General features: G+C 63.8%; 17 protein-coding genes. 4 read left to right on the top strand and 13 right to left on the bottom strand.

All coding sequences use genetic code 11. The features are described 5' to 3' along the window. Positions 1-59: 59 nt before the first annotated feature. Positions 60-2,966: a sulfite reductase subunit alpha gene (locus tag AC07Y0_RS23430; RefSeq protein ID WP_498680001.1), complete on the bottom strand. Its 2,907-nt coding sequence runs from the start codon at positions 2,964-2,966 to the stop codon at positions 60-62. A gap of 469 nt (positions 2,967-3,435) precedes the next feature. Here AC07Y0_RS23430 and AC07Y0_RS23425 point away from each other — a divergent pair, with 469 nt between their 5' ends. The 3 genes from AC07Y0_RS23425 (at position 3,436) to AC07Y0_RS23415 (ending at position 6,888) form a co-directional block, all read left to right on the top strand. Next, a complete protein-coding gene (locus AC07Y0_RS23425) occupies positions 3,436-4,161 on the top strand; it encodes a type 1 glutamine amidotransferase (protein WP_498680000.1) in 726 nt (241 codons plus the stop codon). Positions 4,162-4,265: 104 nt separating this feature from the next. Continuing rightward, a complete protein-coding gene (locus tag AC07Y0_RS23420) occupies positions 4,266-5,441 on the top strand; it encodes a PAS domain-containing protein (RefSeq protein WP_498679999.1) in 1,176 nt (391 codons plus the stop codon). Between the two features lie 4 nt (positions 5,442-5,445). After that, positions 5,446-6,888: a sigma 54-interacting transcriptional regulator gene (locus AC07Y0_RS23415; RefSeq protein ID WP_498679998.1), complete on the top strand. Its 1,443-nt coding sequence runs from the start codon at positions 5,446-5,448 to the stop codon at positions 6,886-6,888. 36 nt (positions 6,889-6,924) lie between these two features. Here the strand turns inward: AC07Y0_RS23415 and AC07Y0_RS23410 are convergent, their stop codons facing one another. The 11 genes from AC07Y0_RS23410 to AC07Y0_RS23360 form a co-directional block, all read right to left on the bottom strand. Continuing rightward, positions 6,925-7,707, bottom strand: a complete 783-nt coding sequence (locus tag AC07Y0_RS23410; RefSeq protein WP_498679997.1) for an ABC transporter permease — start codon at positions 7,705-7,707, stop codon at positions 6,925-6,927. A gap of 11 nt (positions 7,708-7,718) precedes the next feature. Next, on the bottom strand, positions 7,719-8,588 hold the full coding sequence (locus AC07Y0_RS23405) for an ABC transporter permease (RefSeq protein WP_037173803.1): 870 nt from the start codon (positions 8,586-8,588) through the stop codon (positions 7,719-7,721). Further along, positions 8,585-9,703, bottom strand: coding sequence for an ABC transporter ATP-binding protein (locus AC07Y0_RS23400; protein ID WP_498679996.1), 1,119 nt, complete (start codon positions 9,701-9,703; stop codon positions 8,585-8,587). Before AC07Y0_RS23400 ends, AC07Y0_RS23405 begins: the two co-directional genes overlap by 4 nt. Positions 9,704-9,789: 86 nt before the next feature. After that, on the bottom strand, positions 9,790-10,854 hold the full coding sequence (locus AC07Y0_RS23395) for an ABC transporter substrate-binding protein (protein ID WP_498679995.1): 1,065 nt from the start codon (positions 10,852-10,854) through the stop codon (positions 9,790-9,792). Between the two features lie 445 nt (positions 10,855-11,299). Beyond that, positions 11,300-12,184, bottom strand: coding sequence for a formyltetrahydrofolate deformylase (purU, locus tag AC07Y0_RS23390; RefSeq protein WP_498679994.1), 885 nt, complete (start codon positions 12,182-12,184; stop codon positions 11,300-11,302). A gap of 211 nt (positions 12,185-12,395) precedes the next feature. After that, positions 12,396-13,703, bottom strand: a complete 1,308-nt coding sequence (gene glnT, locus AC07Y0_RS23385; protein WP_498679993.1) for a type III glutamate--ammonia ligase — start codon at positions 13,701-13,703, stop codon at positions 12,396-12,398. An 84-nt stretch (positions 13,704-13,787) separates the two neighbouring features. Then, positions 13,788-15,116, bottom strand: a complete 1,329-nt coding sequence (locus AC07Y0_RS23380; RefSeq protein WP_498679992.1) for an FMN-binding glutamate synthase family protein — start codon at positions 15,114-15,116, stop codon at positions 13,788-13,790. A gap of 16 nt (positions 15,117-15,132) precedes the next feature. Then, positions 15,133-15,819 (bottom strand): GltB/FmdC/FwdC-like GXGXG domain-containing protein, encoded by a 687-nt coding sequence (locus AC07Y0_RS23375; protein WP_498679991.1) that lies wholly within the window; start codon positions 15,817-15,819, stop codon positions 15,133-15,135. Positions 15,820-15,853: 34 nt separating this feature from the next. Beyond that, on the bottom strand, positions 15,854-16,759 hold the full coding sequence (locus AC07Y0_RS23370; RefSeq protein WP_498679990.1) for a class II glutamine amidotransferase: 906 nt from the start codon (positions 16,757-16,759) through the stop codon (positions 15,854-15,856). A gap of 91 nt (positions 16,760-16,850) precedes the next feature. Then, positions 16,851-17,519 carry a helix-turn-helix domain-containing protein gene (locus AC07Y0_RS23365; protein ID WP_498679989.1) on the bottom strand — a complete coding sequence of 223 codons (669 nt, stop codon included), beginning with the start codon at positions 17,517-17,519 and terminating at the stop codon, positions 16,851-16,853. Between the two features lie 284 nt (positions 17,520-17,803). Then, entirely contained in the window at positions 17,804-20,617 is a 2,814-nt protein-coding gene (locus AC07Y0_RS23360) for a DNA translocase FtsK (RefSeq protein WP_498679988.1), read from the bottom strand. 273 nt (positions 20,618-20,890) lie between these two features. Between AC07Y0_RS23360 and AC07Y0_RS23355 the strand changes: the two genes are divergently transcribed. Beyond that, on the top strand, positions 20,891-21,319 hold the full coding sequence (locus tag AC07Y0_RS23355; RefSeq protein WP_498680324.1) for an RrF2 family transcriptional regulator: 429 nt from the start codon (positions 20,891-20,893) through the stop codon (positions 21,317-21,319). Between the two features lie 64 nt (positions 21,320-21,383). Here the strand turns inward: AC07Y0_RS23355 and AC07Y0_RS23350 are convergent, their stop codons facing one another. After that, positions 21,384-22,220 carry a ferritin-like domain-containing protein gene (locus tag AC07Y0_RS23350; protein WP_498679987.1) on the bottom strand — a complete coding sequence of 279 codons (837 nt, stop codon included), beginning with the start codon at positions 22,218-22,220 and terminating at the stop codon, positions 21,384-21,386. Positions 22,221-22,323: the final 103 nt, after the last annotated feature.

Raw genomic sequence — 22,323 nt, 5'->3', positions numbered from 1 at the left:
TCTCCGATACAGGCGGCCGGAGCCGCCCCTGATAGGGTGGATGAAGGTCGGGACAGCGGTCAGTAGACGTCGCGGGCGTAGCGCTTTTCCTTGCGCAGTCGGTCGAGATAGGCCTCGGCATCGTCCGCCGACATCGCCCCCTCGGAGGCGATGATCTCGACCAGTGCCTGCTCGACGTCGGTCGCCATATGCGTGGCGTCGCCGCAGACGTAGAGGTACCCGCCGTCCTCGAGCCAGGCGAAGAGCTCGCGCGCGTTCTCGCGCATCCGGTGCTGGACATAGACCTTCTCCGCCTGATCGCGGGAGAAGGCGAGATCGAGCCTCGTCAGCAGGCCGGAGACCTGCATGGCGGCGAAGTCATCCTGATAGAGGAAGTCGCGGTCGCGATGCTGGTCTCCGAAGAACAGCCAGTTGCGGCCCTTTGCGCCGCGAGCGCGGCGCTCCTGCAGGAAGGCGCGGAAGGGGGCCACACCGGTGCCGGGACCGATCATGATCATCGGCGCAGCGTCATTTTCCGGGACACGGAAGGCCCGGTTCGGCGACAGGAAGATCGGCGCCGTCTTGCCTTCCCCGACACGGTCGGCCAGGAAGGTGGAGGCGACGCCCTGCCGCGCCCGGCCATGGCTCTGATAGCGGATGGTGGCAACCGTCAGGTGGATGCTGCCCGGATGCTCTTTCGGGCTCGAGGCGATCGAATAGGCGCGGTGCTGGAGCGGCTTCAGCAGACTGATGAAGTCCGGGAGCGACATCGCATCCTTCGGCATCATGCCAAGAAGGTCGAGAATGTCGCGGCCCCGCAGCCAGGCATCAAGGGCCTGACGGTCGCCGTTCTCCAACACGTGGTTCAGTTCGGCATCGCCCGAAAGGCGGGCGACCTCTGCGATCAGTTCACGCGAAGGTGTGCTGATCTCGAAGGCTTCGGTCAGCAGCGTGCCGAGTGGCTTGTCGTGGCCTGCGACCGGGACATGGGCACAGGCGCCGAATTGGTTCATCAGCGCATCGACGAGACCCTTGTCGTTCTGCGGGATGACGCCGATGCAGTCGCCGGCCTCGTAAGCGAGACCGCTGTCGCCGAGTTCGAACTCGATATGCCGCGTGTCCTTGGCCGAACCCGCGCCGGAGAGCCGACGATTGGCCGCCATGCGCGCCGGGTAGGGATTGCGGCGGTTCCATTTGGAGCGGATGGCGGCTTCGGCGGGCAGATCGCCCAATTCCATTTCGGCATCCTCACCTTCCACGGCGCGGGCCGCAGCCAGCGCGCGATCGACCCAGGCAAAGGCGGTGGCCGCATAATTGGTATCGCAATCGACCCGCGGCTCGATCGCCTGCGCCCCGAGGGCTTGAAGCCGCTCGTCCATGTCGCGACCAGCAGCGCAGAAGGTCTCGTAGCCCGAGTCCCCCATGGCCATCAGCGAATAGGAAAGACCGTTGAGGTCCGGCGCGTCTCCGCCGCTGAGCGCTTCCCAGAAGCCGCGCGCCGTGTCCGGCATCTCGCCCTGGCCGTAGGTCGAGGTGACGATCAGCAGGCGTTTCAGCCCGGCAAGCTCGTCCATCTCGATGCTGTCGAGGGGGGCGATACGGGGAGCGAAGCCGCGGCTTCGGGCAATTCCGGCGATATCGCTCGCCATCTGCTCGGCATTGCCAGTCTGCGTGCCGTAAAGGACGGTCAGCGAAACGGCGGGCCCCGTCTCGGCACCGGCAGCGACCACGGGCTTTGCCGGTTCCTCGGCGCTCGGCGGGATGAACGCCTTGCGCTCCCCCTTGTCGAAGGCGATCGGCAGCGTGATCGGCCCGGTATTGCCGCTGTCGGGCAGAAAGCGGGCATTGCCGTCAATGCGCGGATTTCGAACCCGGTGGGCCAGAATGGCGAGCGCCTCCGTCATGTCGCCGCGGGCGATGAAATGGCCAAGGCAGAAATGCGCGCCGCCGCCGAAGCCGAAATGCGGCTTGCGTTCAGCCGTTATGTCGAAGGACGGATCGGCAAAGGCCCGCGGATCGGATGCCGCCGATTGGCCGAACAGGTGGATCGTCGTGCCGCACTTGATCTCGAGCCCCTGATAGACGAAATCCTCGACCGCTTCGCGCGTCACCCAGGTGATCGTCGGGCGGACGCGCATCACTTCCTCGACGGCCGATTTTCCCAGTTCCGGATTGTCGCCCAGCAGCCGCCACTGCTCCGGGTGGCGCATGAACACGTCCATGGCGAGCCCGATCTGGTTGCGGGTGGTGTCGATGCCGCCGAAGATGGCGAGCATGATCAGGTCGTAGAGTTCCCGTTCCGACAAAGCCTCGTCGCTCTGCATGTTGGTACGGACCAGCATGGAGAGGAAATCCTCGCCGAGGTCCTGCTGGCGCAGTTCATCGACCAGCGTCATCACGTAGTCGAACAGCTTGACCGTCGCGGCGTCCACCGTCTCGAGGTCCTGCTTGAAGGTCACGCCGAGGGCCAGCCCCATGTCCGCCGCGAGATCCGCCAGCTCGCGCCATTTGTCGTGCGGCAGCCCGAGTAGCATGCAGATGACGCGCGTCGCATAAGGCTCGGCGAAATCGGCCATGAACTCGCAGGCGCCCTTCTCGATGAACTGGTCGATCAGTTCATTGGCGAGCTTGGCAAATTCAGACCGCAGGCCGATTACCAGCTTGGGCGAGAAGGCGGGATTGGCGAGGCGGCGTAGGCGGGCGTGGTTGGCGCCCTCCTGGCTCAGCAGCATGCGCTCCCACCAGCCGGCGAAATGGCCGGACACGCCGTTCAGCTTCGGCCAGGCGTAGCTGCCCTGCCGGAGACGCGCATCGCGCATCAGCTTGTGCACTTCGTCGTAGCGCAACACGGCCAGCCCGTAGTTGGTCCACGCGCACCAGCTCTTCTCGCGGGCGTCGTTGACCTGTTGCGACCGGATGGAGAAGTCCGGGTCGCTCATATCGAGGAAAGGTAAGCTGCCGATGTCGGTCAAATCGTCTGCGATCATGGTTCCCCTCGCTCTTTGGCGCTTTCCCATGACAGCAGCAAAAGCCGTGCCAGCTGTTTTCAGCTCTATAACCTTTTGTTTTCACAAGAGAAATTTTTAGGACCGCGCGGTGGCGGCCCAAGCAGGCCCGTCGTGATGCGATTTTGCCGGGGGAATTTCCTGCAAACACGCAGCATCAAGGCCTTGTTGCTCGCACCCGCAATATGAACGCGTCCAACCTCGCGATTGCCGGGAGAAAACGGCCATCTCCCCTTCCTCGGGCAAGGCGACCGGAGGCGGGCTGAAGCCATTGACGGTGGCTGATGCGAAATTGACGAAGACCTATGCGTCTGCGCATCAGCGCTGCACACACAAAAAGGCAAGCGACTGAATATATTAAACTATTCTTATGGCACGGATCTTGCTGACTCTATGTAGTGCCGGCCTTCCAGGTCCGGTCCATGGCTGCCATTCTGTCGACGGATTCATCATGCCCAGGAAGACACTTGCCTATATCTCACAGTTCGCCGAACCCGGCAGCTACAGCAAATCCACCTGGCGCCGGATTCACGGCGGCGATGACGAGACCATCGCCATCGCCGCCCTGCTCGACCAGATCGGCATGCTGGACAAGATCGACTATCTCGGCATCAAGGCCCATGAAGGCGAGCCGCTGCCGGATATCGATGCGATCGACGGCGTGATCCTCGGCGGGAGCTTTGCCTCTGTATCCGACAATTATCGCTGGCAGCTCGAGATCGCCGACTGGCTGGCCCGCTGGCGCGCCACCGGCAAGCCGCTGATGGGCATATGCGGCGGCCACCAGCTGATGTCGACGGTGCTCGGCGGCCGGGTCGAGAAAAATCCTGCCGGCCCAGAAGTCGGTAGCCTGCCGCTGGCCTTCACCGACGAAGGCCGCGACCACTACCTGCTGCACGGCTTCGACGAGACCTCCCCCTTCTTCTTCGGCAATTTCGACCGTGTCATCGAGATCCCGCAGGGCACGACCGTACTTGCCACGCGTCCGACGCTCCCGGCCGCGGCCCTCGATCATGGCGGCAACTGGGTCTCGGTGCAGTTTCATCCGGAAACCACCTGCGACCGCATGGCGACCTGCTGGAGCGAGATCGATCCGGCGCAGGCCGCCCGCTACAATTTCATTCCCGGCTGCGAACGCATGATCGGCAATTTCATTGTGGGAACGGGTCTCGTTTGAGTGAAGTGGGGGTTCCGGTTCGCGCCGGATTGCCCGAGAGTGTTTTCAAGGCAGCCGGCCAGGCGATGACGGTCCGGCTCCGATGTCAGAAAGGTCGCAGAACCATGGCGATGATGGAGGGAGCGCTGCCGGACCAGGGCCATGCGGACGCAGGCCTGTCGCTCGAAGCCGATCTTTTGGTCGATGTGATCTCGCACGAGGGACGGGTGCTCTGGTTCAACGAGGCCCAGGCCGAATTGCTCGGAACCTATGACCGCGAAATTTCCGGCTGTGACGCATCCGCGTTCTACACCCCGGAATCCTTCGTGCAAATCCAGCAGATCCTGCGCAATCGCAGCCGTTCGGAGCATGGTGCCACCCTGGAGTTGACGCTGCTGGCGCGCGGCGGCCGGCCGATCCGGACCCTGGCACGGACCCGCTTCGTGAGGTTCAACGGCGAGATCGCGCTGAGGCTCGCCAAGATGGACTACGGCCCCGTGGGAAACCGATATCGGCAGATGGAGGATGATTTCCGCACGCTTCAGGCGATGGTGGAGACCTCCAACGAGGCGCATTGGGGCATCGTCTTCCTCGAGCCGGTCGACACCACCCTGCCGAAGAGCGAAGTGATCCGGCAGGTGTTCGAAAACCAGTCGGTCTGGCGCATGTGCAATCCGGCCATGTCACGCATCTACCAGCTGCCGGAATCCGTCGACTTCAACGAACAGGACGTGCGCCTCTACTGGCCGCGCAGCGCCGCCAACGAGAAGTTCGTCGACGAGATCATCAAGTCCAACTACGCGATCAACGATGCGCTGAGCATCGACCGCCGCCATGACGGCACGCTGCAATATATCCTTAACGACGTCCGGGCCGATATCGTCGACGGCTTCCTGCTGCGACTGTGGGGCAACTGCCGCGACATCACCGAACAGCGTAATGCCGACGACGAGAAGGCCAATGCTTTGAAGCTCGCAATCCGCGCGCTCGACGGCATGCCGGACCCGGTGATCGTGCTCGACGCGGAAGGCAAGGTGATCAACCGCAACAAGGCCTTTGCCGCGGCCTTTTCCGGCAGCCGGACGGTCGAGAGCCAGCTCCTGGCCTATGTCCGTACCCGCAAGAGAGCCTCCGGCTGGTCGCTCTTCACCAATCCCGGCGGTCCCGGGCCCTCCGTCCTGCTCGACGTCCACATCCGCCAGATCCGCGGCATGGACGACAAGGCCTGGACGGCTATAACTGTTCGAGAGCGGGAAGCGCACGCGCCCAAGAGGGCGTCCCGCCAGCCAAAGCGGCCGTAAGAGAATGATGACACCGGGCGACATACCGCAGTTCTATCTAGGCGTCCGGGGGGCGGAGGCGCTGAGCCGCGAAGCCTGGGAGCAGAACTTCCAAAGCGCGCAGTTCCTGGCCTTTGCCAATCTCCTGCCCGACGGGCTGATGATCGTCGACCCCGACGAGGTCGTGGTCTTCCTCAACACCGCCGCCGAGCGCTCCGCCCGGCTTGCATCGCCCTTCGAAAGCCAGGCGCTGTCGACCTTCCTGCGCTTTTCCGACTTCGACATGGATGACTTCCTCGCCTCGGCCGAGCGGGGCCATGCGCAGGGTCTGATCCGGGCGAAGATCTCCGGCAAGGTCTATCAGGCCAGCCGCCGCGTGCTGGTGGTGGCTGGATCGGCCAGTGGCTTCACCGTCTACTTCCTGCGCGACCCGGAGAACCAGGACCGCGCGAAACGCGGCATGACCGGGCGGTCGATTTCCGCCGGAGACCAGAAGGAAAGCGCGCGCCTCCTCTTCCCGGACGGCCTCAGAACCCAGATCGATCAGGCCGTCCGGGCCTATGCGCGCAATTTCCGCATCCTGTTGCTCGGTGAATCCGGCGTCGGCAAGACCGCGATCGCGCGGCATATCCATCTAACCGGCGGGGAGCGCGGCCGCCCCTTCGTCCACGTCAATTGCGGCTCGATCCCCGAGACACTGTTCGAGTCGGAGATGTTCGGCTATGAGCGCGGCGCATTCACCGGCGCGCTCCAGGCAGGCAAGCGCGGCTATATCGAAAGTGCTGCCGGCGGCACGCTGTTTCTCGACGAGATCGGTGAAATCCCGCTGTCGTCGCAGCCGAAGCTGCTGAAATTTCTCGAGGACGGCACCATCCAGCCGGTCGGCTCATCAGTGTCGAAGAAGATCGACACCCGGGTGATCACCGCCACCAACCGCGACCTGACCGAAATGACCCGGCAGGGCGGCTTCCGCAAGGACCTGCTCTATCGCCTGTCGACCTTCCCGGTGGAGATCCCGCTTCTGCGCAATCGCCCGGACAAGGCGGAAATCCTCGACATGATGCTCGAAAGGGCAAGCCAGGAGCGGGGTGCGCCGCTCAGGCTGTCGGCGGCCTGCCGGGCCATTCTGATGCGCCATCCCTTCCCCGGCAACCTGCGCGAGATGAAGAGCGTGGTCGACTACATCGATATTGTCGCAGCCGACGTCGCGAGCCCCGAGCATCTGCCGCCATCGTTCTCGCGCGTCCAGAATGCCACCGCCGATCAGCTCCCGATGGCTGCCACGCCACAAACCGCGATGCCCGAGATCGAGTCGGGTGGACGGACGCTGAAGGACATGGCCCGCGCCTTCGAGGAGCGGATCATCAACGAAGCCCTCGACCGGCTGGGATCGAAGCGGGCGGCGGCCAAGGAGCTTGGCGTCGATATCGCCACCATCGTGCGCAAGACAAACCGCGCCAGCGATTGAAGAAGCCCGGCGCGAACGCCGGGCCCCTTATCCTTCCTACTGCTTCTGCCGCAGCATGCTGACCGAACTCAGGATCAACGCCAGCGATGCGACGACGATCAGTGCGCCGATCGCATTGATCTCGGGCGTGATGCCGCGCCTGAGCGTCGAGTAGATGTACATCGGCAGCGTCACGTCGCGCCCGGTCAGGAAGTAGGTGACCGGGATTTCGTCGAAGGACAGCGTGAAACACAACAGGGCCGAGCCGATGATTGCCGAGCGGATGTTCGGCAGGGTCACATAGAAGAAGGTCTCGATGCCGGTCGCACCGAGATCGGAGCTTGCCTCTGAGAGGTTGCGGTTGACCTTTTCCAGCCGCGCCAAGACCTGCCCGACGACGATGCCGACCAGCGCCGTTGCATGGCCGATCACCACCGCGCCGAGGCTCTGCGGAAGACCGATCTGCTTGTAGAAGTTCAGCATGGCGATACCGGTGACGATGCCCGGCAGCGACAGCGGAAGCAGGATCGTGTTCTTGAACAGCTGCTTGCCGACGAAGGGATAACGGTCGAGCGCGAGTGCCGCCGGCACCCCGATCACAATGGTCAGCGCCGTTGCCGAAATGGCGACGATCAGGCTGTTCTTCAGGGCCTTCAGCAGGTCCTGATTGGCAAAGACCTTCTGGTACCAGCCCCAGGTGAAACCCGAGAGCGGGAAGGAGGTGACCGGGCTGTCATTGAAGGAGAACAGGATCAGGATCGCGACGGGGACATAGAGGAAGAGCAGGGTTCCGACCGCGACGCCGACCAGGCTTTTCTGCCACCAGATGAGTTTGTGCATGATGTTCTCCCTCAGCCCATGGAAACGCGGCCGGCGCGATCGAGCCTGCTGGAAATTTGCAGCACGACGAGCACCAGGGTGAAAATGATCACGGCAAGCGCCGAGCCGAGCGGCCAGTTGAGGGCCGCGCCGAACTGGCTCTGCAGTACGGTTGCGACCATGGTGCCGCTCGGTCCGCCGACGAGTACCGGGGCGACGAAATCGCCGAAGGACAGGCAGAAGGTCATGGTCGCGCCGGCGATGACGCCGGCGGTCGACAGCGGCATGATGACCCGCACAAAGGTTTCGAACGGCCCGGCGCCCAGATCCTGGGAGGCCTCGATCAGGGCGGGCGGAATGCGTTCGAGCGCCGTGAAGATCGGCATCACCATGAAGGGGATGAAGATATAGGTGAGCGTGATCACCATGGCCGCCTGGTTGTAGAGGAAGATGTCGAGCGGTTCATTGACCAGGCCGAGCCAGAGCAGCGCCGAGTTCAGCGCCCCGTCGGTGCCGAGAATGATCTTCCAGGTATAGGCACGCAGGAGATAGGACACCCAGAGCGGCACGACGACGCACATGTAGAGCAGCGTGCGCAGCTTCTCGGAACGGATCGTGAAGACGAGGAAATAGGCCAGCGGATAACCAAGGACGACCGAATAGAAGGTGACGAGCGCAGCGATCTTCAGCGTCCGGAGGATCACGGTCAGATATTGCGGGTCGGAAAACAGAAGGACGTAGTTGCCCCACTGGAAATCCGGGACGAACAGCGGAAACTGGCGCGTCCAGAAGCTCATCATGCCCATCGCCCCATAGGGCAGGATCAGGAAGACGAAGGTCCAGAGCAGCGGCAGGGAAAAGAGCAGCCAGAAACTGGCGGCCTTGCGGGTGCTCGCTTTCATGCGCCGTCCTCCGCTCGGTAGACCAGAACGTCCAGCGGCGCGACGTGGAATTCCATGCGGTTCCCGGGCTGCGGCACATTGCCGTCGGCCGCGACCGTATTGCGGGCGATGTCGACGAAGATCGGCGCTTCGATGCCGTCGATCCGCAACTCGATCTGGAAACGCCCGCCATGGAAGAGCTGGTTGACCACGGTGGCCGAGAGCGCGGAATTGCCGGCGGGCGTCGGGCCGGCCTGCATGCGTTCCGGCCGGATGGCGATCAGCGCCTTGCCGCCGTCCTTCAGGTTTTGCCCCGGCTGCACCTCGACACCGGACATCAACGTCCCGTCGGGCAGCTTGACCTTGGCGAGACCGCCTTCGCGGGCGGCAAAGGTGCAGGCGATCAGGTTCGCCGCACCGATGAAGTCGGCGACATAGGGGCTCGCCGGACGATCGTAGAGCTCCGAAGGTGAACCAATCTGGGCAATGCGGCCACCCTGCATCACGGCGATGCGATCCGACAGCACCAGCGCCTCCTCCTGGTCATGGGTGACCATCAGGAAGGTGATGCCGAGCTTCTGGTGAAGATGTTTCAGCTCGACCTGCATGGCTTCGCGCAGCTTCACGTCGAGGGCGGACAGCGGCTCGTCGAGCAGAAGGACTTTCGGCTGGCGGACCAGTGCGCGAGCCATGGCGACGCGCTGGCGCTGGCCGCCGGATAGCTGCTGCGGCATGCGGTCCGCCTTGTCGGAGAGGCCGACCAGCGCCAGCGCTTCGCCGACGCGCCGGACGCGCTCTTCCTTCGGCTGGCGGTTGGCCCGCACGGTCAGGCCGTAACCGACATTTTCCGCGACCGTCATATGCGGAAACAGGGCGTAGTCCTGGAACACCGTATTGATGTCGCGACGGTAAGGCGGCTCCTGGGTAACGTCGGATCCGGCCAGCGTGATCCGGCCCTTGTCGGCGGTTTCGAAACCGCCGATCAGCCTGAGCGTCGTCGTCTTGCCACAGCCCGAGGGGCCGAGCAGGGTGACGAACTCGCCCGTACCGATTTCGAGGTTGATATTGTGGAGCGCGGTGAAGGTCCCGTAGGCCTTCATCACGTTGTCCAAGGTTACGATCGGTTGCAGCGCCATAGGCAAGTCCTTGGTCGGGTCGAAAATGAACAGCGGAAATCACCGCCGGCATGGCCGGCGGTGATCGGGGTCGCTCTGATCGGTCCTCAGGGAGCCGCTTTCACCGCGTTCCAGACTTCAAGATACTTGTCGAGGCGCGTCGGCATCTGCCACATCACCAGGCTCTTCACGAACTCGATGTTGTTGACCTTCTTCGCTTCCGCGTCGGCTCCGGTCAGGCAGCCGGAAACGGCCTTCGGGTTGACCGGGAAATAGCCGGTCGACCCGACGATGCCGCACTGGCCCTGGGCTGACAGCATGAAGGAGAAGAACTTGTAGGCGCAATCGGTGTTCGGGCTGTCCTTCACCAGCTGCATGGAGTCCATCCAGCCCTCGGCCTTTTCCTTCGGGGTGAATTCGACGACTTCGAAACCCTTGTTCAGCGCGTTGACCTCCTTGCTCTGCAGGCCGGTCCAGGTGTTGGAGACCCAGACTTCCTGGTTGGCGTAGAGTTCCGTCAGTTCGCCGGCGGTCGCCCAGTACTTGCGGATCAACGGCTTTTGCGCGATCAGCTTCTGCTTGACGGCTTCGAGCTGCTCGTCGCTCAGATCGTAGACGTTTTCATAGCCGAGCAAGCGGGCCGTCCAGTAGAGCGACGACTTGTCGTCCCACATGGCGACCTTGCCCTTGTACTTCTCGTCGAACAGGACGCCGATCGAATCCGGCTTCGGATCGACCTTGTCGGCGCGGTACATCAGCGAGATCGAACCCCAGACGAGCGGTACCGACCAGACCGAATCCTCGGCGGTGACGTCGTTGGCGCCCGAAAATTCCGGATAGACGTCGGCCCAGCCCTCGATCTTCGCGGTGTCGATCGGTTCGACGAAGCCTGCCTGACGCATCAGGCCAATGGTGTCGATGGACGGCACGATAATGTCGTAGACACCGCCGCCGGCGGCCAGCTTTGGCGCGAAGTCGTCATTCGAGCCGACATAGGTCGAATTGGTCTTGCAGCCCGAGGCTTCTTCGAATTTCGGAATGAAGGACTGATCGGCATAACCCTCCCAGGTCAGAATGTTCAGTTCGGCTGCACTGGCAAAGGACGGTGCCGCGACGACTGCCGCCGACACCAGGGAAAGCCAAGCGCGGCCCCGCCCGTGAGATTTCGTCATTGTGTTCCCTTTCTGGTTCTAGCGGTTTCCGCTGTCCGTTCGACCGCTTCTAGCGACGGTTCTGACGGCACCGATCCGTTTGATCGGCACGCAATGGCGAAGCAATCGTCATGCCATCCCAGGAACGGGTCAATTATCCAATGGTTTACAATAGGATAGGCGGAGATCAGCAAAGGAGGAAACACAAGCGCTGCAGAATCGCAGCGGAAGATCCGAAAATCTCATCGCCCTTCGGCGGCTATTGCTGCGCCAGATGCGGCCCTGCCTTGGTCCGTGGGGAACTGCCGGCCCGTCCTCTGTGGCAGACCCGGCAGCGCCTCCTGCCTTCTGGTTCAGATATGGGGAGCCGGAAAAGCGGCCGGCCGGTGACCGGCAATCACGACGTCGGTCAACATCGGAACCTGGCCGCAACCTGCGCTGCGCCCATGATCCTGGTCGTCGCCACCTATCCCATCCGTTCCGAAGCGTAGGAGCCTGGGCTCGCCGGGAAGACGACGGTCCGGTTGCCATTGAGGAAGACACGGCGGTGGATATGCGCATGGATCGCCCGCGCCAGCACCTGGCTTTCGACGTCACGCCCGATCGAGACATAGTCCTCGGCACTCTGCGCATGGGTGATGCGCGCAATGTCCTGTTCGATGATCGGGCCTTCGTCGAGATCGGCGGTGACATAGTGGGCCGTCGCGCCGATCAGCTTCACGCCGCGCTGATAGGCCTGCTTGTAGGGATTGGCGCCCTTGAAGCTCGGCAGGAACGAATGGTGGATGTTGATGATCCTGCCGGACATCCTGTTGCACATCACATCGGAGAGAACCTGCATGTAGCGGGCAAGCACGATCAGCTCGGCGCCGGTCTGCTCCACGACATCCATGATACGCGCCTCGGCCCGCACCTTGTTCTCCTTGGTCACCGGAATGTGGTGGAAGGGAATGTCGTGATTGACGACCACCTTCTGGTAGTCGAAATGGTTCGAAACCACGCCGACGATGTCGATCGGCAAGGCGCCGATCTTCCAGCGATAGAGCAGGTCGTTGAGGCAGTGACCGAAGCGCGACACCATCAGCAACACCTTCATGCGCTCGCCGCCGTCGTGGATTTCGGTCTTCATCTCGAACCTGTCGGCAATCGGCTTCAAACCTTCCTCCAGCGCATCGAGACCTTTGCCCTCCTCGGAGAGGAAGCTGATGCGCATGAAGAACCTGCCGGTGTCGAGATCGTCGAACTGCGAGCTGTCGACGATGTTGCAGCCCTGTTCCGCCAGATAGCCGGAAAGCGCAGCAACGATGCCGCGGGTCGACTTGCAGCTAACGGTCAGTACGAAATTCGTCACGACAGATCCTCCTTGAGAGTGTGGGGTCGCTCAGGTGTCGGATCGGCAGGACCCGACACCGTTGGCGATAGGTTTTCAAAGTCCGCAATACAGACCGGTGAGCCGCCGTCGTGGTTCAGGCGGTGTCGGCGGTTCATTGACACGCTGTCGCGGCGGCAAGACGCTTGCACGCCCGGCCGCCCCCTTCAGCGGTCACGAATGGATCGGGGACTCAGATGTCGAGTGTGGTCTGATGTTCCCAGGCGGTGAACTGGGAGCAGTAGGTGTTCCATTCGCCGTGCTTGAGCTTCAGATAGGCCGCCGAGAAATCGGTGCCGAGCGCGGCTTGCAGACCCTTGTCCTCCTCATAGGCGCGCAGTGCGTCGAGAAGGTTGAGCGGCAGCTTCGGCGCGTCCTTCACCATGTGGCCGTCACGGTACATGTCGATATCGTGATGCGGCCCCGGATCGGCATCGCTCTTCAAGCCGCTCAGGCCCGCCGCGATGATGATCGCCTGCAGCAGGTAGGGGTTGACCGCGCCGTCGGGCAGGCGAAGTTCGAAGCGGCCGGGTCCCGGAACGCGCACCATGTGCGTGCGGTTGTTGCCGGTCCAGGTGACGGTATTCGGTGCCCAGGTCGCGCCGGAGATCGTGCGCGGGGCATTGATGCGCTTGTAGGAATTGACCGTGGGGTTGGTGACGGCGGCCAGTGCCGAGGCATGCTTCATGATGCCGCCGAGGAAGGTCTTGCCCTTGGCCGAGAGGCCGAACGGCATGGCCTTGTCGGCAAAGGCATTGGTCTTGCCGTCGATGTCCCAGACCGAGATATGCGCATGGCAGCCATTGCCGGTCAGCCCCTTGAAGGGCTTAGGCATGAAGGTGGCGCGAAGCCCGTACTTCTCGGCGACCGACTTCACCATGAACTTGAAGAAGGAATGCTTGTCGGCGGTCTTCAGCGCGTCGTCATATTCCCAGTTCATCTCGAACTGGCCGTTCGCGTCCTCATGGTCGTTCTGGTAGGGCTTCCAGCCGAGTTCCAGCATGTAGTCGCAAATTTCGGCGATCACGTCGTAGCGACGCATCAGTGCCTGCTGGTCGTAGCAGGGCTTCTCGGCATTATCGAATTCGTCGGAGATTGTCTCGCCGTCGGCGGAGATCAGGAAGAATTCCGGCTCGACGCCGGTCTTCACCCGAAGTCCCATCTCGGCAGCCTCCGCGACGAGCTTTTTGAGCACCACGCGCGGCGCCTGTTCGACCGGCTTGTCCTCCATGACGCAGTCCGCCGCGACCCAGGCGACGTCCTTCTTCCACGGCAGCTGGATGACGGATGATGCATCCGGCACGGCGAACAGGTCGGGATGGGCCGGCGTCAGGTCGAGCCAGGTGGCGAAACCGGCAAAGCCCGCCCCGTCCTTCTGCATGTCGGCAATCGCTTCGGCGGGCACCAGCTTGGCGCGCTGGGCGCCGAACAGGTCCGTATAGCTGATCATGAAATACTTGATGCCGCGCGCGGCGGCGAATTGTGAAAGGTCCTGTGTCACGTCGTTCCCCTATAGTTTTTTGGATTGAGACACATGTTGAAGGAAAATGGCCGCCCCCTGGGAGGTGGGGCGGCCATGCAGTGATTAGAAACCTCCCTTGCCGGGATACCAGCTGGTGCCGGCGAGCGGCACCTGGGCCATCGCGGCGGCTTCCATGGTGAGCGCGCAGAGATCCTCCGGCTCCAGATTGTGCAGCTTGTTCTTGCCGCAGGCGCGCGCGATCGTCTGAGCCTCGAGCGTCATGACCTTGAGATAGTTGGCGAGACGGCGCCCTGCGAGCACCGGGTCGAGACGCTTGGCAAGCTCCGGATCCTGCGTCGTGATGCCGGCCGGGTCCCTGCCCTCGTGCCAGTCGTCATAGGCGCCGGCGGTGGAGCCGAGCTTCTGGTATTCCTCTTCCCAATGCGGGTCGTTGTCGCCGATGGCAACGAGTGCTGCCGTGCCGATCGAGACAACGTCGGCACCGAGCGCCAGCGCCTTGGCGACGTCCGCGCCGGAGCGGATGCCGCCGGAGACGATGAGCTGCACCTTGCGGTGCATGCCGAGGTCCTGAAGCGCCTGGACGGCCGGGCGAATGCAGGCGAGCGTTGGCATCCCGACATTCTCGATGAAGACGTCCTGGGTTGCCGCCGTTCCGCCCTGCATGCCGTCGAGCACCACGACGTCGGCGCCGGCCTTCACGGCAAGCGCCGTGTCGTAATAAGGGCGCGCACCGCCGACCTTCACATAGATCGGCTTTTCCCAGTCGGTGATCTCGCGCAGTTCGAGAATCTTGATTTCCAGGTCGTCCGGGCCGGTCCAGTCGGGATGGCGGCAGGCCGAGCGCTGGTCGATGCCCTTCGGCAGGTTGCGCATCTGCGCCACGCGGTCGGAAATCTTCTGCCCGAGCAGCATGCCGCCGCCGCCGGGCTTGGCGCCCTGGCCGACCACGACTTCGATGGCATCCGCCCGCCGCAGGTCCTTCGGGTTCATACCGTAGCGCGACGGCAGATACTGGTAGACCAGCTTCTCCGAATGGCCACGCTCCTCGTTGGTCATGCCGCCGTCGCCGGTGGTGGTGGACGTGCCGGCGAGCGTCGCGCCGCGGCCGAGTGCTTCCTTGGCATTGCCGGAAAGCGCGCCGAAACTCATGCCGGCAATGGTGATCGGGATCTTCAGTTCGATCGGCTTCTTGGCGAAGCGCGTGCCGAGCACGACGGAGGTGTCGCACTTCTCGCGATAGCCTTCGAGCGGATAACGCGAAATCGACGCGCCGAGGAAGAGCAGGTCGTCGAAATGCGGAACCTTGCGCTTGGTGCCGCCACCACGGATGTCATAGATGCCGGTGGCGGCAGCGCGGCGGATTTCAGCCAGCGTATAGTCGTCGAAGGTAGCGGACTTGCGCGGCGGGGTCGTCGGATTGTGGTAGCTCATCTGCTGGCCCCTCGCCTCAATAGGCTTCTGCATTGTCGATGTTGAAATTGTAGAGCTTGCGGGCCGAACCGTAGCGCTTGAACTCCTCCGGTCTGACGTCCGTGACGCCGGCCCTCTCCAGGAGTTCGGCAAGCTTTTCGAGATGCTTGGGCTTCATCGCCTTTTCGATGCAGTCGGCGCCGAGGCTCTTGACCGTGCCGCGCACGAAGAGCTTGGCCTCATACAGGCTGTCGCCGAGTGCTTCGCCGGCGTCGCCGAGTACGACGAGATGGCCGGACTGACCCATGAAGGCCGACATGTGGCCGATCGAGCCGTGTACGACGATGTCGATACCCTTCATCGAGATGCCGCAGCGCGACGCCGCATTGCCCTTGATGACGAGCAGGCCGCCCTGTCCGGTGGCCCCGGCATACTGGCTGGCATCGCCCTCAATTACGACCGTGCCGGACATCATGTTTTCAGCGACCCCCGGCCCGGCCGAACCGTGCACGGTGATCGTGCCGCCGTCGTTCATGCCGGCGCAGTAGTAGCCGACCGAGCCGCGCACCTCGACGGTGACGGGGCTGTCGATACCGACGGCAACCGCATGGCTGCCGCGCGGATTGACGACCTCGAAGGCGGTGTCGTTGGCGCCGGAACCGAGATTGTGGAGGGCGCTGTTGAGTTCCCGGAGCGGGGTTTGGGAGAGATCGAATACAGGCATGGAGTTCGGACTTTCTTCGTGAAGGACGGACGCCTCAGGCGGCCTTCTCGTGATCCCAGAAATAGACGGTGGCGGGCTCGGGCTCCCAGACCCGGGCGTTCTCGATGCCCGGCAGGTTGACCAGCGCGCGATATTCCGAGCCGAAGGCGACATACTGGTCCGTCTCGGCCATCACCGCCGGCTTGCAGGCGATCGGGTCGCGCACCACGCCGAAACCCGACTTGGTGCCGACGACGAAGGTGAAGAAGCCGTCGAGATCATCCAGCGCGCCGGTCAGCGCCTGGCCCAGATCCTTGCCCTTGGCCATTTCCGCGGTCAGGTAGGCGGCCGCGACTTCCGAGTCGTTCTGCGTCTCGAAGGTCACGCCCTCGCGGATCAGTTCGCGGCGCAGGTTGTTGTGGTTGGACAGCGAGCCGTTGTGTACGAGGCACTGGTCGGCGCCGGTGGAGAACGGGTGGGCGCCGAGCGTGGTGACCGCACTTTCAGTCGCCATGCGGGTATGGCCGATGCCGTGCGTGCCGCCCATGGCGCGCACATCGAAGCGTGCGACGACATCCTTGGGCAGACCGATCTCCTTGAAGATCTCGACGCTTTCGCCGGATCCCATCACCCGAACATCCGGGCGGAGCTCCGCGAGCACGGCACGGATTTCGGCAAGCTGCGCCGCATCGATCTCGATCACCGCATGGGTGCTCTTGACCACGACGGAGGCCGGGACGCCGGCCTTGTGGAGCGCAGTTTCGAGACCGTCGAAATCGCTCTTGGGGTCCGCCGACTGGACGGTCACCTTCGCCTTGCCGGCAGCCGGGTCGCCATAGATGGCAATGCCGGCCGAATCCGGCCCCCGGTCGGTCATGGTGATCAACATGTCCGAAAGCAGAGCCCCCAGCTGGGGCTCCAGACTCTTGTCCTTCAGGAACAAACCAACAATGCCGCACATGGCTGCCATCTCCATTTTCTCGATGGAGTCATGGGTAACAGCCAGCCCCGCAAAAATCAATCAAAAAGAATAAAATATTCCTGTAAGGCAATTATCCCTGCTGCGGGTAAGAGATGATGGACAGATATCGGGCCGGCAGCTTGACCAGTTCCTCGGGCCCGTGCGGCGCATCCGCGTCGAAGAACAGGCTGTCGCCCGGCTGCATCCGATAGAGGCTCTCGCCATGGCGATAGACCACCTCGCCTTCCAGCATGTAGAGGAACTCCATGCCCTCGTGCTGGAAGGTCGGGAAGATGTCCGATTCCGCGTTGAGCGTGATGAGATAGGGCTCCACCGCCACGCCCGACGTGTTGTTCTCGATATGGCCGAGCAGACTGTAGTGGTGGCCGGCGCGCGTGCCGCGCCGCTCGATGTCCACGCCCTCGCCCGCCTTGACGAAGCTGGCGCTCTTCGGCTCCTCATAGCCGCGAAAGAAGGCGGTGATCGGCACGCTGAGCGCGGTGGAGAGCGACTGCAGGGTGTTGAGCGAGGACGAGATATTGCCGTTCTCGATCTTCGACAGCATGCCGACCGACATGCCGGTGGCGGAGGCCAGGTCGGCCACCGTCAGCCCGAGCTTCTTGCGATAGGTGCGCACCTCGTGGCCGATCGCCATTTCCAGCGTGTTGGCCCGCGGTTCGCGCACGGCATGGGGATTCTGCGCCAGAACAGCCTTGGCAACCTTCGCCGCCTTTGCCGCACTCTTCCTGTCCACCGTCATCTCTCCCTCACTCCCGGTTCGCGCGCCGAACCGCCTTTGTCTCATCTACGCTCTAGCGGATTTCGGTTGGATGCCAAGCGCACCCGACCGGAAGGGGAGCGGCGGCCGGGCCGGCAATGTGGATGCGATAGTCACTCAGGACACCACCCTGGAGAAGAGCGACGGCGTTCGGCGATCTGGAGGCGTGGAGCAGGCGGCACGGCTACGGAAGGCCGACCGACCGGTCTCCACTCGACCAGACCCCGGCGCTCCGTCCCGAATGACACCGGCGCGCGGCGTATCCGTCAGCCGATCTGCTCTTCGCTCTCCTTGGCCGCCGGCGGCCGCTGGCCGAGGATCTCGCGCTTGCCGACATGATTCGGCGCGCCGACCAGCCCTTCCTGCTCCATCCTCTCGACCAGGGAGGCGGCGCGGTTGTATCCGATCGACAGGCGCCGCTGGATGTAGGAGGTCGAGCACTTCTTGTCGCGCTGGACCACCTTGACCGCCCGCTCGTAGAGATCGTCGGCATCGGCTTCGCCGCCCATGGCGGTGCTGTCGAACACCGCCGTGTCGTCCTCGTCCTCAGACGCGCCGTCTTCGGTGTCTTCGGTGACACTGCCGAGATAGGCCGGCTGCCCTTGCGTCTTCAGATGCGCGACGACCTTCTCCACCTCATGATCGGAGACGAAAGGCCCGTGCACGCGGGAAATGCGGCCGCCACCGACCATGTGCAGCATGTCGCCCTGGCCGAGCAGGTGTTCGGCGCCCTGCTCGCCGAGAATGGTGCGGCTGTCGATCTTCGACGTCACCTGGAAGGAGATGCGGGTCGGGAAGTTGGCCTTGATCGTGCCGGTAATGACGTCGACCGAGGGGCGCTGCGTCGCCATGATCAGATGGATGCCCGCCGCGCGCGCCATCTGGGCAAGCCGCTGGATCGCCCCTTCGATCTCCTTGCCGGCGACCATCATCAGGTCGGCCATCTCATCGACGATGACGACGATATAGGGCAGTGCCGAAAGATCGAGTTCCTGGTCCTCGAAGACCGGCTCGCCCGTGCCCTTGTCGAAGCCGACGGGAACGGGGAGCATGATCGTCTCGCCCCGGGCGCGGGCTTCCGCCACGCGGGCGTTGAAGCCGTCGATATTGCGCACGCCGAGCCGCGACATCTTGCGATAGCGCTCCTCCATCTCGCGCACGGCCCATTTCAGCGCCAGCACCGCCTTCTTCGGATCGGTGACGACGGGGGTCAGAAGATGCGGAATGCCGTCATAGGCGGAGAGCTCCAGCATTTTCGGGTCGACCATGATCAACCGGCATTCCTCGGGCCGCAGATTGTAGATCAGCGACAGGATCATGGTGTTGATCGCCACCGACTTGCCCGACCCGGTCGTGCCGGCGACGAGCAGATGCGGCATCTTCGCCAGTTCGGCGATCACCGGCTCTCCACCGATCGTCTTGCCGAGGCAGAGCGGCAGGCGGAAGTCGGTGCCGACATAGCTGCTGCTCTCGATCAGTTCGCGCAGGAACACGGTTTCGCGCTCGGCATTGGGCAGTTCGATGCCGATCACGTTGCGGCCGGGAACGACCGCGACGCGCGCCGAAAGCGCCGACATGGAGCGGGCGATATCATCCGACAGATTGATGACGCGCGAGGACTTGACCCCCGGCGCCGGCTCGAACTCATAGAGGGTGACGACGGGACCCGGGCGCACGTCGATGATCTCGCCCTTGACCCCGAAATCCTCGAGAATGCTCTCCAGCAGCCCCGCGCTCTGTTCAAGCGCCTCCTGGCTCATCATGCCGGCCTGGCGCGGGCCGGCGGCCTGCAGCAGTTCGACGGAGGGGAACAGATAGTCCTCCGTCTGGATGAAGGACAGCGGCCCCGGCGCGCGCCTTGCGGCCGAGCGGACAAAGGCAGCGTCCATCGGGGCAACGGCTTTCGAAACGGCGCTCTCCTCAACGGTTTCGACCGCGACGGGCGCGGTGTCCGCAACCGGGGCCGGGACCGTCGGCTGAGCCGGACGGCGCAGCTCGACATGCCGGTACAGGTGGACGGCCGAGGGAGCTTCCACCGCGGGAAGATTGCTGATGGGCGAAAAAGACTTCGGCGCCGGCACGGGCGTTGGAACAGCGACCGAACCGGAAGGCGGCGCCATCCGCACCACCGTCGCAATGACGGGCGCGACAGTCGGGGCGGCCGGAACGGGAGCGGGCTGCGGCACCGGCGGCGTTCTCGTGACGCGCGATACGGCGCGCGGTTCTGCCGCCTCCGAGGCGCCGAGGCTCATCATTTCCCAGAGCAGGTGATCGGGAATGACCGTGAACGGACGTGCCGATGCGGCAGGCGATTGCGGCGGCGCAGGCCGGACGGGCGCTTGAGTGGCGGCAACCTCCGCCTTCGTCTCGATCCCGACAGCAGGCGCTGCCGGCACCATGGCAGCAGCGGGACGCTCGGCAACGGGTGGCGAGACGGTCGCGGTCTGGGTGACGGCCGCCGACCGGACCGGGTTCCGGGCGATCGGCGGGGGCGTCTCGGCGCGCAGCGGTTCACGGGGCGCCCGCGGCGGCACCCTCAGCGGCGCTCCCGTGCGGGGCGGCAGGACAAGCCCCGGCGCCAGATGCCTTTCAGCGGGCACGGTTTGGCGAGAGTCGATTGCCTCAGGTCCCTGCGAGAGCGCTTCGGCGATCTGCCGCTGCAGATCCCCGACGGGCGAGCCGTCGATCTTGGCCGGCGGCGCAAACACCGGATTGCTGCGCCCGATGACATAGTTGGCCGATGGGACTGTCTGGATGTCGGCATCGGTCCCGGGAGCGGCCGGACCGGCCGGCGCCTTGGGACCGGCCGACCCTTGCTGGGCCGCGGCCTCCACGGACTCTCCCTTCAGAACGGCCGGGCCGGGCGTCCGCCCGAAGCGCACGTTCGGTCCCAGGATGAAGGCCCGCTGCCAGACAGGAAGCTTTTCCGGGTCCAGAATCACGGCATCGGGGACCGGCTGCGCCGGCGGCCGGGCATCGGCACCGGCCGTATCGGCACGCAGTGCCGCATGCGCCTGATCGCTATCGGGATCGACATTGCTGGGATTGGAAACCGAGATACGGAAGGGGGGAAATTGCATGTTACGCCAGACCATCAAACAAGCTGTCACACCAGTCCCGTTAATAGAAAGAAAACCTTAACCAGGTCTTGCCAAGGACCTCACATGTTCACCTTTCGCACATGCCGCACTTCGCTGAGCAGGGAATGCGGGTTGCCGATCGACCGATCGCAAGACACCGGCACCTACACGGTTTTTCGCGCAGCAATTGACAAGAAAGAATAGCGAATAATATATATTTGTTGCGCGGCACAATCCTGTGACGACGTGATGACGAATGGCACAGACTTCTCAATGCAGCTGACGCGCTTTTCCGACTATGGTCTGCGGCTGATGATGATGGCCGCCACCCACGCTGATCGGCGCATCACCATCGAAGAAACCGCAAAAGCCTATGACATCTCCCGTGCCCACCTGATGAAGGTCGCGCAATTGCTGGTTCGTGAAGGCTTCCTCAAGGCTTCGCGCGGGCGCTCCGGCGGCCTTTCCTTGGCGCGACCGGCCGAATCCATCACCATCGGCGATCTGGTTCGGGCCACGGAATCCGATTTTGCAGTCGTCGAATGCATGGGACCGGGCAACAAGTGCCGCATCACCAGGGGATGCCGGCTGCGCGGGGTGCTCGGCGAGGCGCTTGGCGCCTTCCTGAACGTTCTCGATCGCCATACGCTGGCCGAACTGACCTTGACGCCAGAGGATTTCGGTTTCTCCAGAGCGGCATGAGACTTCGCCATCCGCCGCAGATGGATCTGGACAGCCGCTGCGTCCGGCCGCTCTTGGTGGCAGCCTAGGTCCTGACCGCGTGGAGACAAGCGATCAGCCCGCCTGCACAAGCCTGGGCCCGCAGTCGGGAGTCCTCGTCCTTTTCGCGCTCGGCCAGGTCGAGATAGCAGTCGAGCAACAGTTCACACAACGGCACCGGCCGCGCCTCCACGCTCTCCGGCACGAGGTCGAGCACAGGCGTCGGTCCGAAGGGGTGTGCGGCAGCGGCTGCACTGCGCGCCTGCGCCTCCACAGCCAGATCGCGAAACCGCCCCGCATCCTTGGCCGTCGCCCGGATCGCACGTCCCTCCAGGTGGTCCGAAAGGCGAAGCTCAAGGGCGGCGATCTCGCCGCGCACCGGCCTCACGCCGGAGCGGCGCAGATCGTGGAAGGCCCGGCGCCGCTCGCGCCTGAGCGTCGCGACATGGCCCAGTTCCTCCCTCGCCATGCGCTCCGCCGCCTGGCGGATCTCCTCGGACGGCGCATGCGCCGACACATAGGTCCACAAGACGAAGGCACGTTCCTCGTTGCGAACCGCCATGGAAAAGGCACGGTAGGAATTGAGCAACTCCGGCGCCACGAGCGCGGTGCCTTCGTCGTCGAACATCGGCTCATGCAGGGCGACCGCGGGCGGGATGGCGACGTCCGACTGCGCGATCCAGCGGTCGACATTGCCGAGATGCCCCTCCTCCTCCGCCGTCAGGACCTCGAAGACGGCCGCGAGATCCGGACGGCCCTCGTGTCGCATGCGCTCGGCAAGCGCCACATAGCCGGTGATCGCCTCCTGCTCCATCGCCCGGGCGAGCGCCAGCAGCGCATCCATTGATTCGACGGCCCATGGCTCATCTCTGATGTCCGTCATGGCACTCCCCCGCTTCGCTCTCGTCTCGCTCAGCCTGCATATCATGCACAAAAGATACCTTCTCTATATTTGTTTTGAATCAAAGAGTTTTTACATTAGACTG

This window comes from Allorhizobium sp. GW101-3B10 (genome assembly GCF_059424725.1).
The sequence above is the reverse complement of the archived record's forward strand: the minus strand, read 5'-3'. Positions and strand labels throughout refer to the sequence as shown.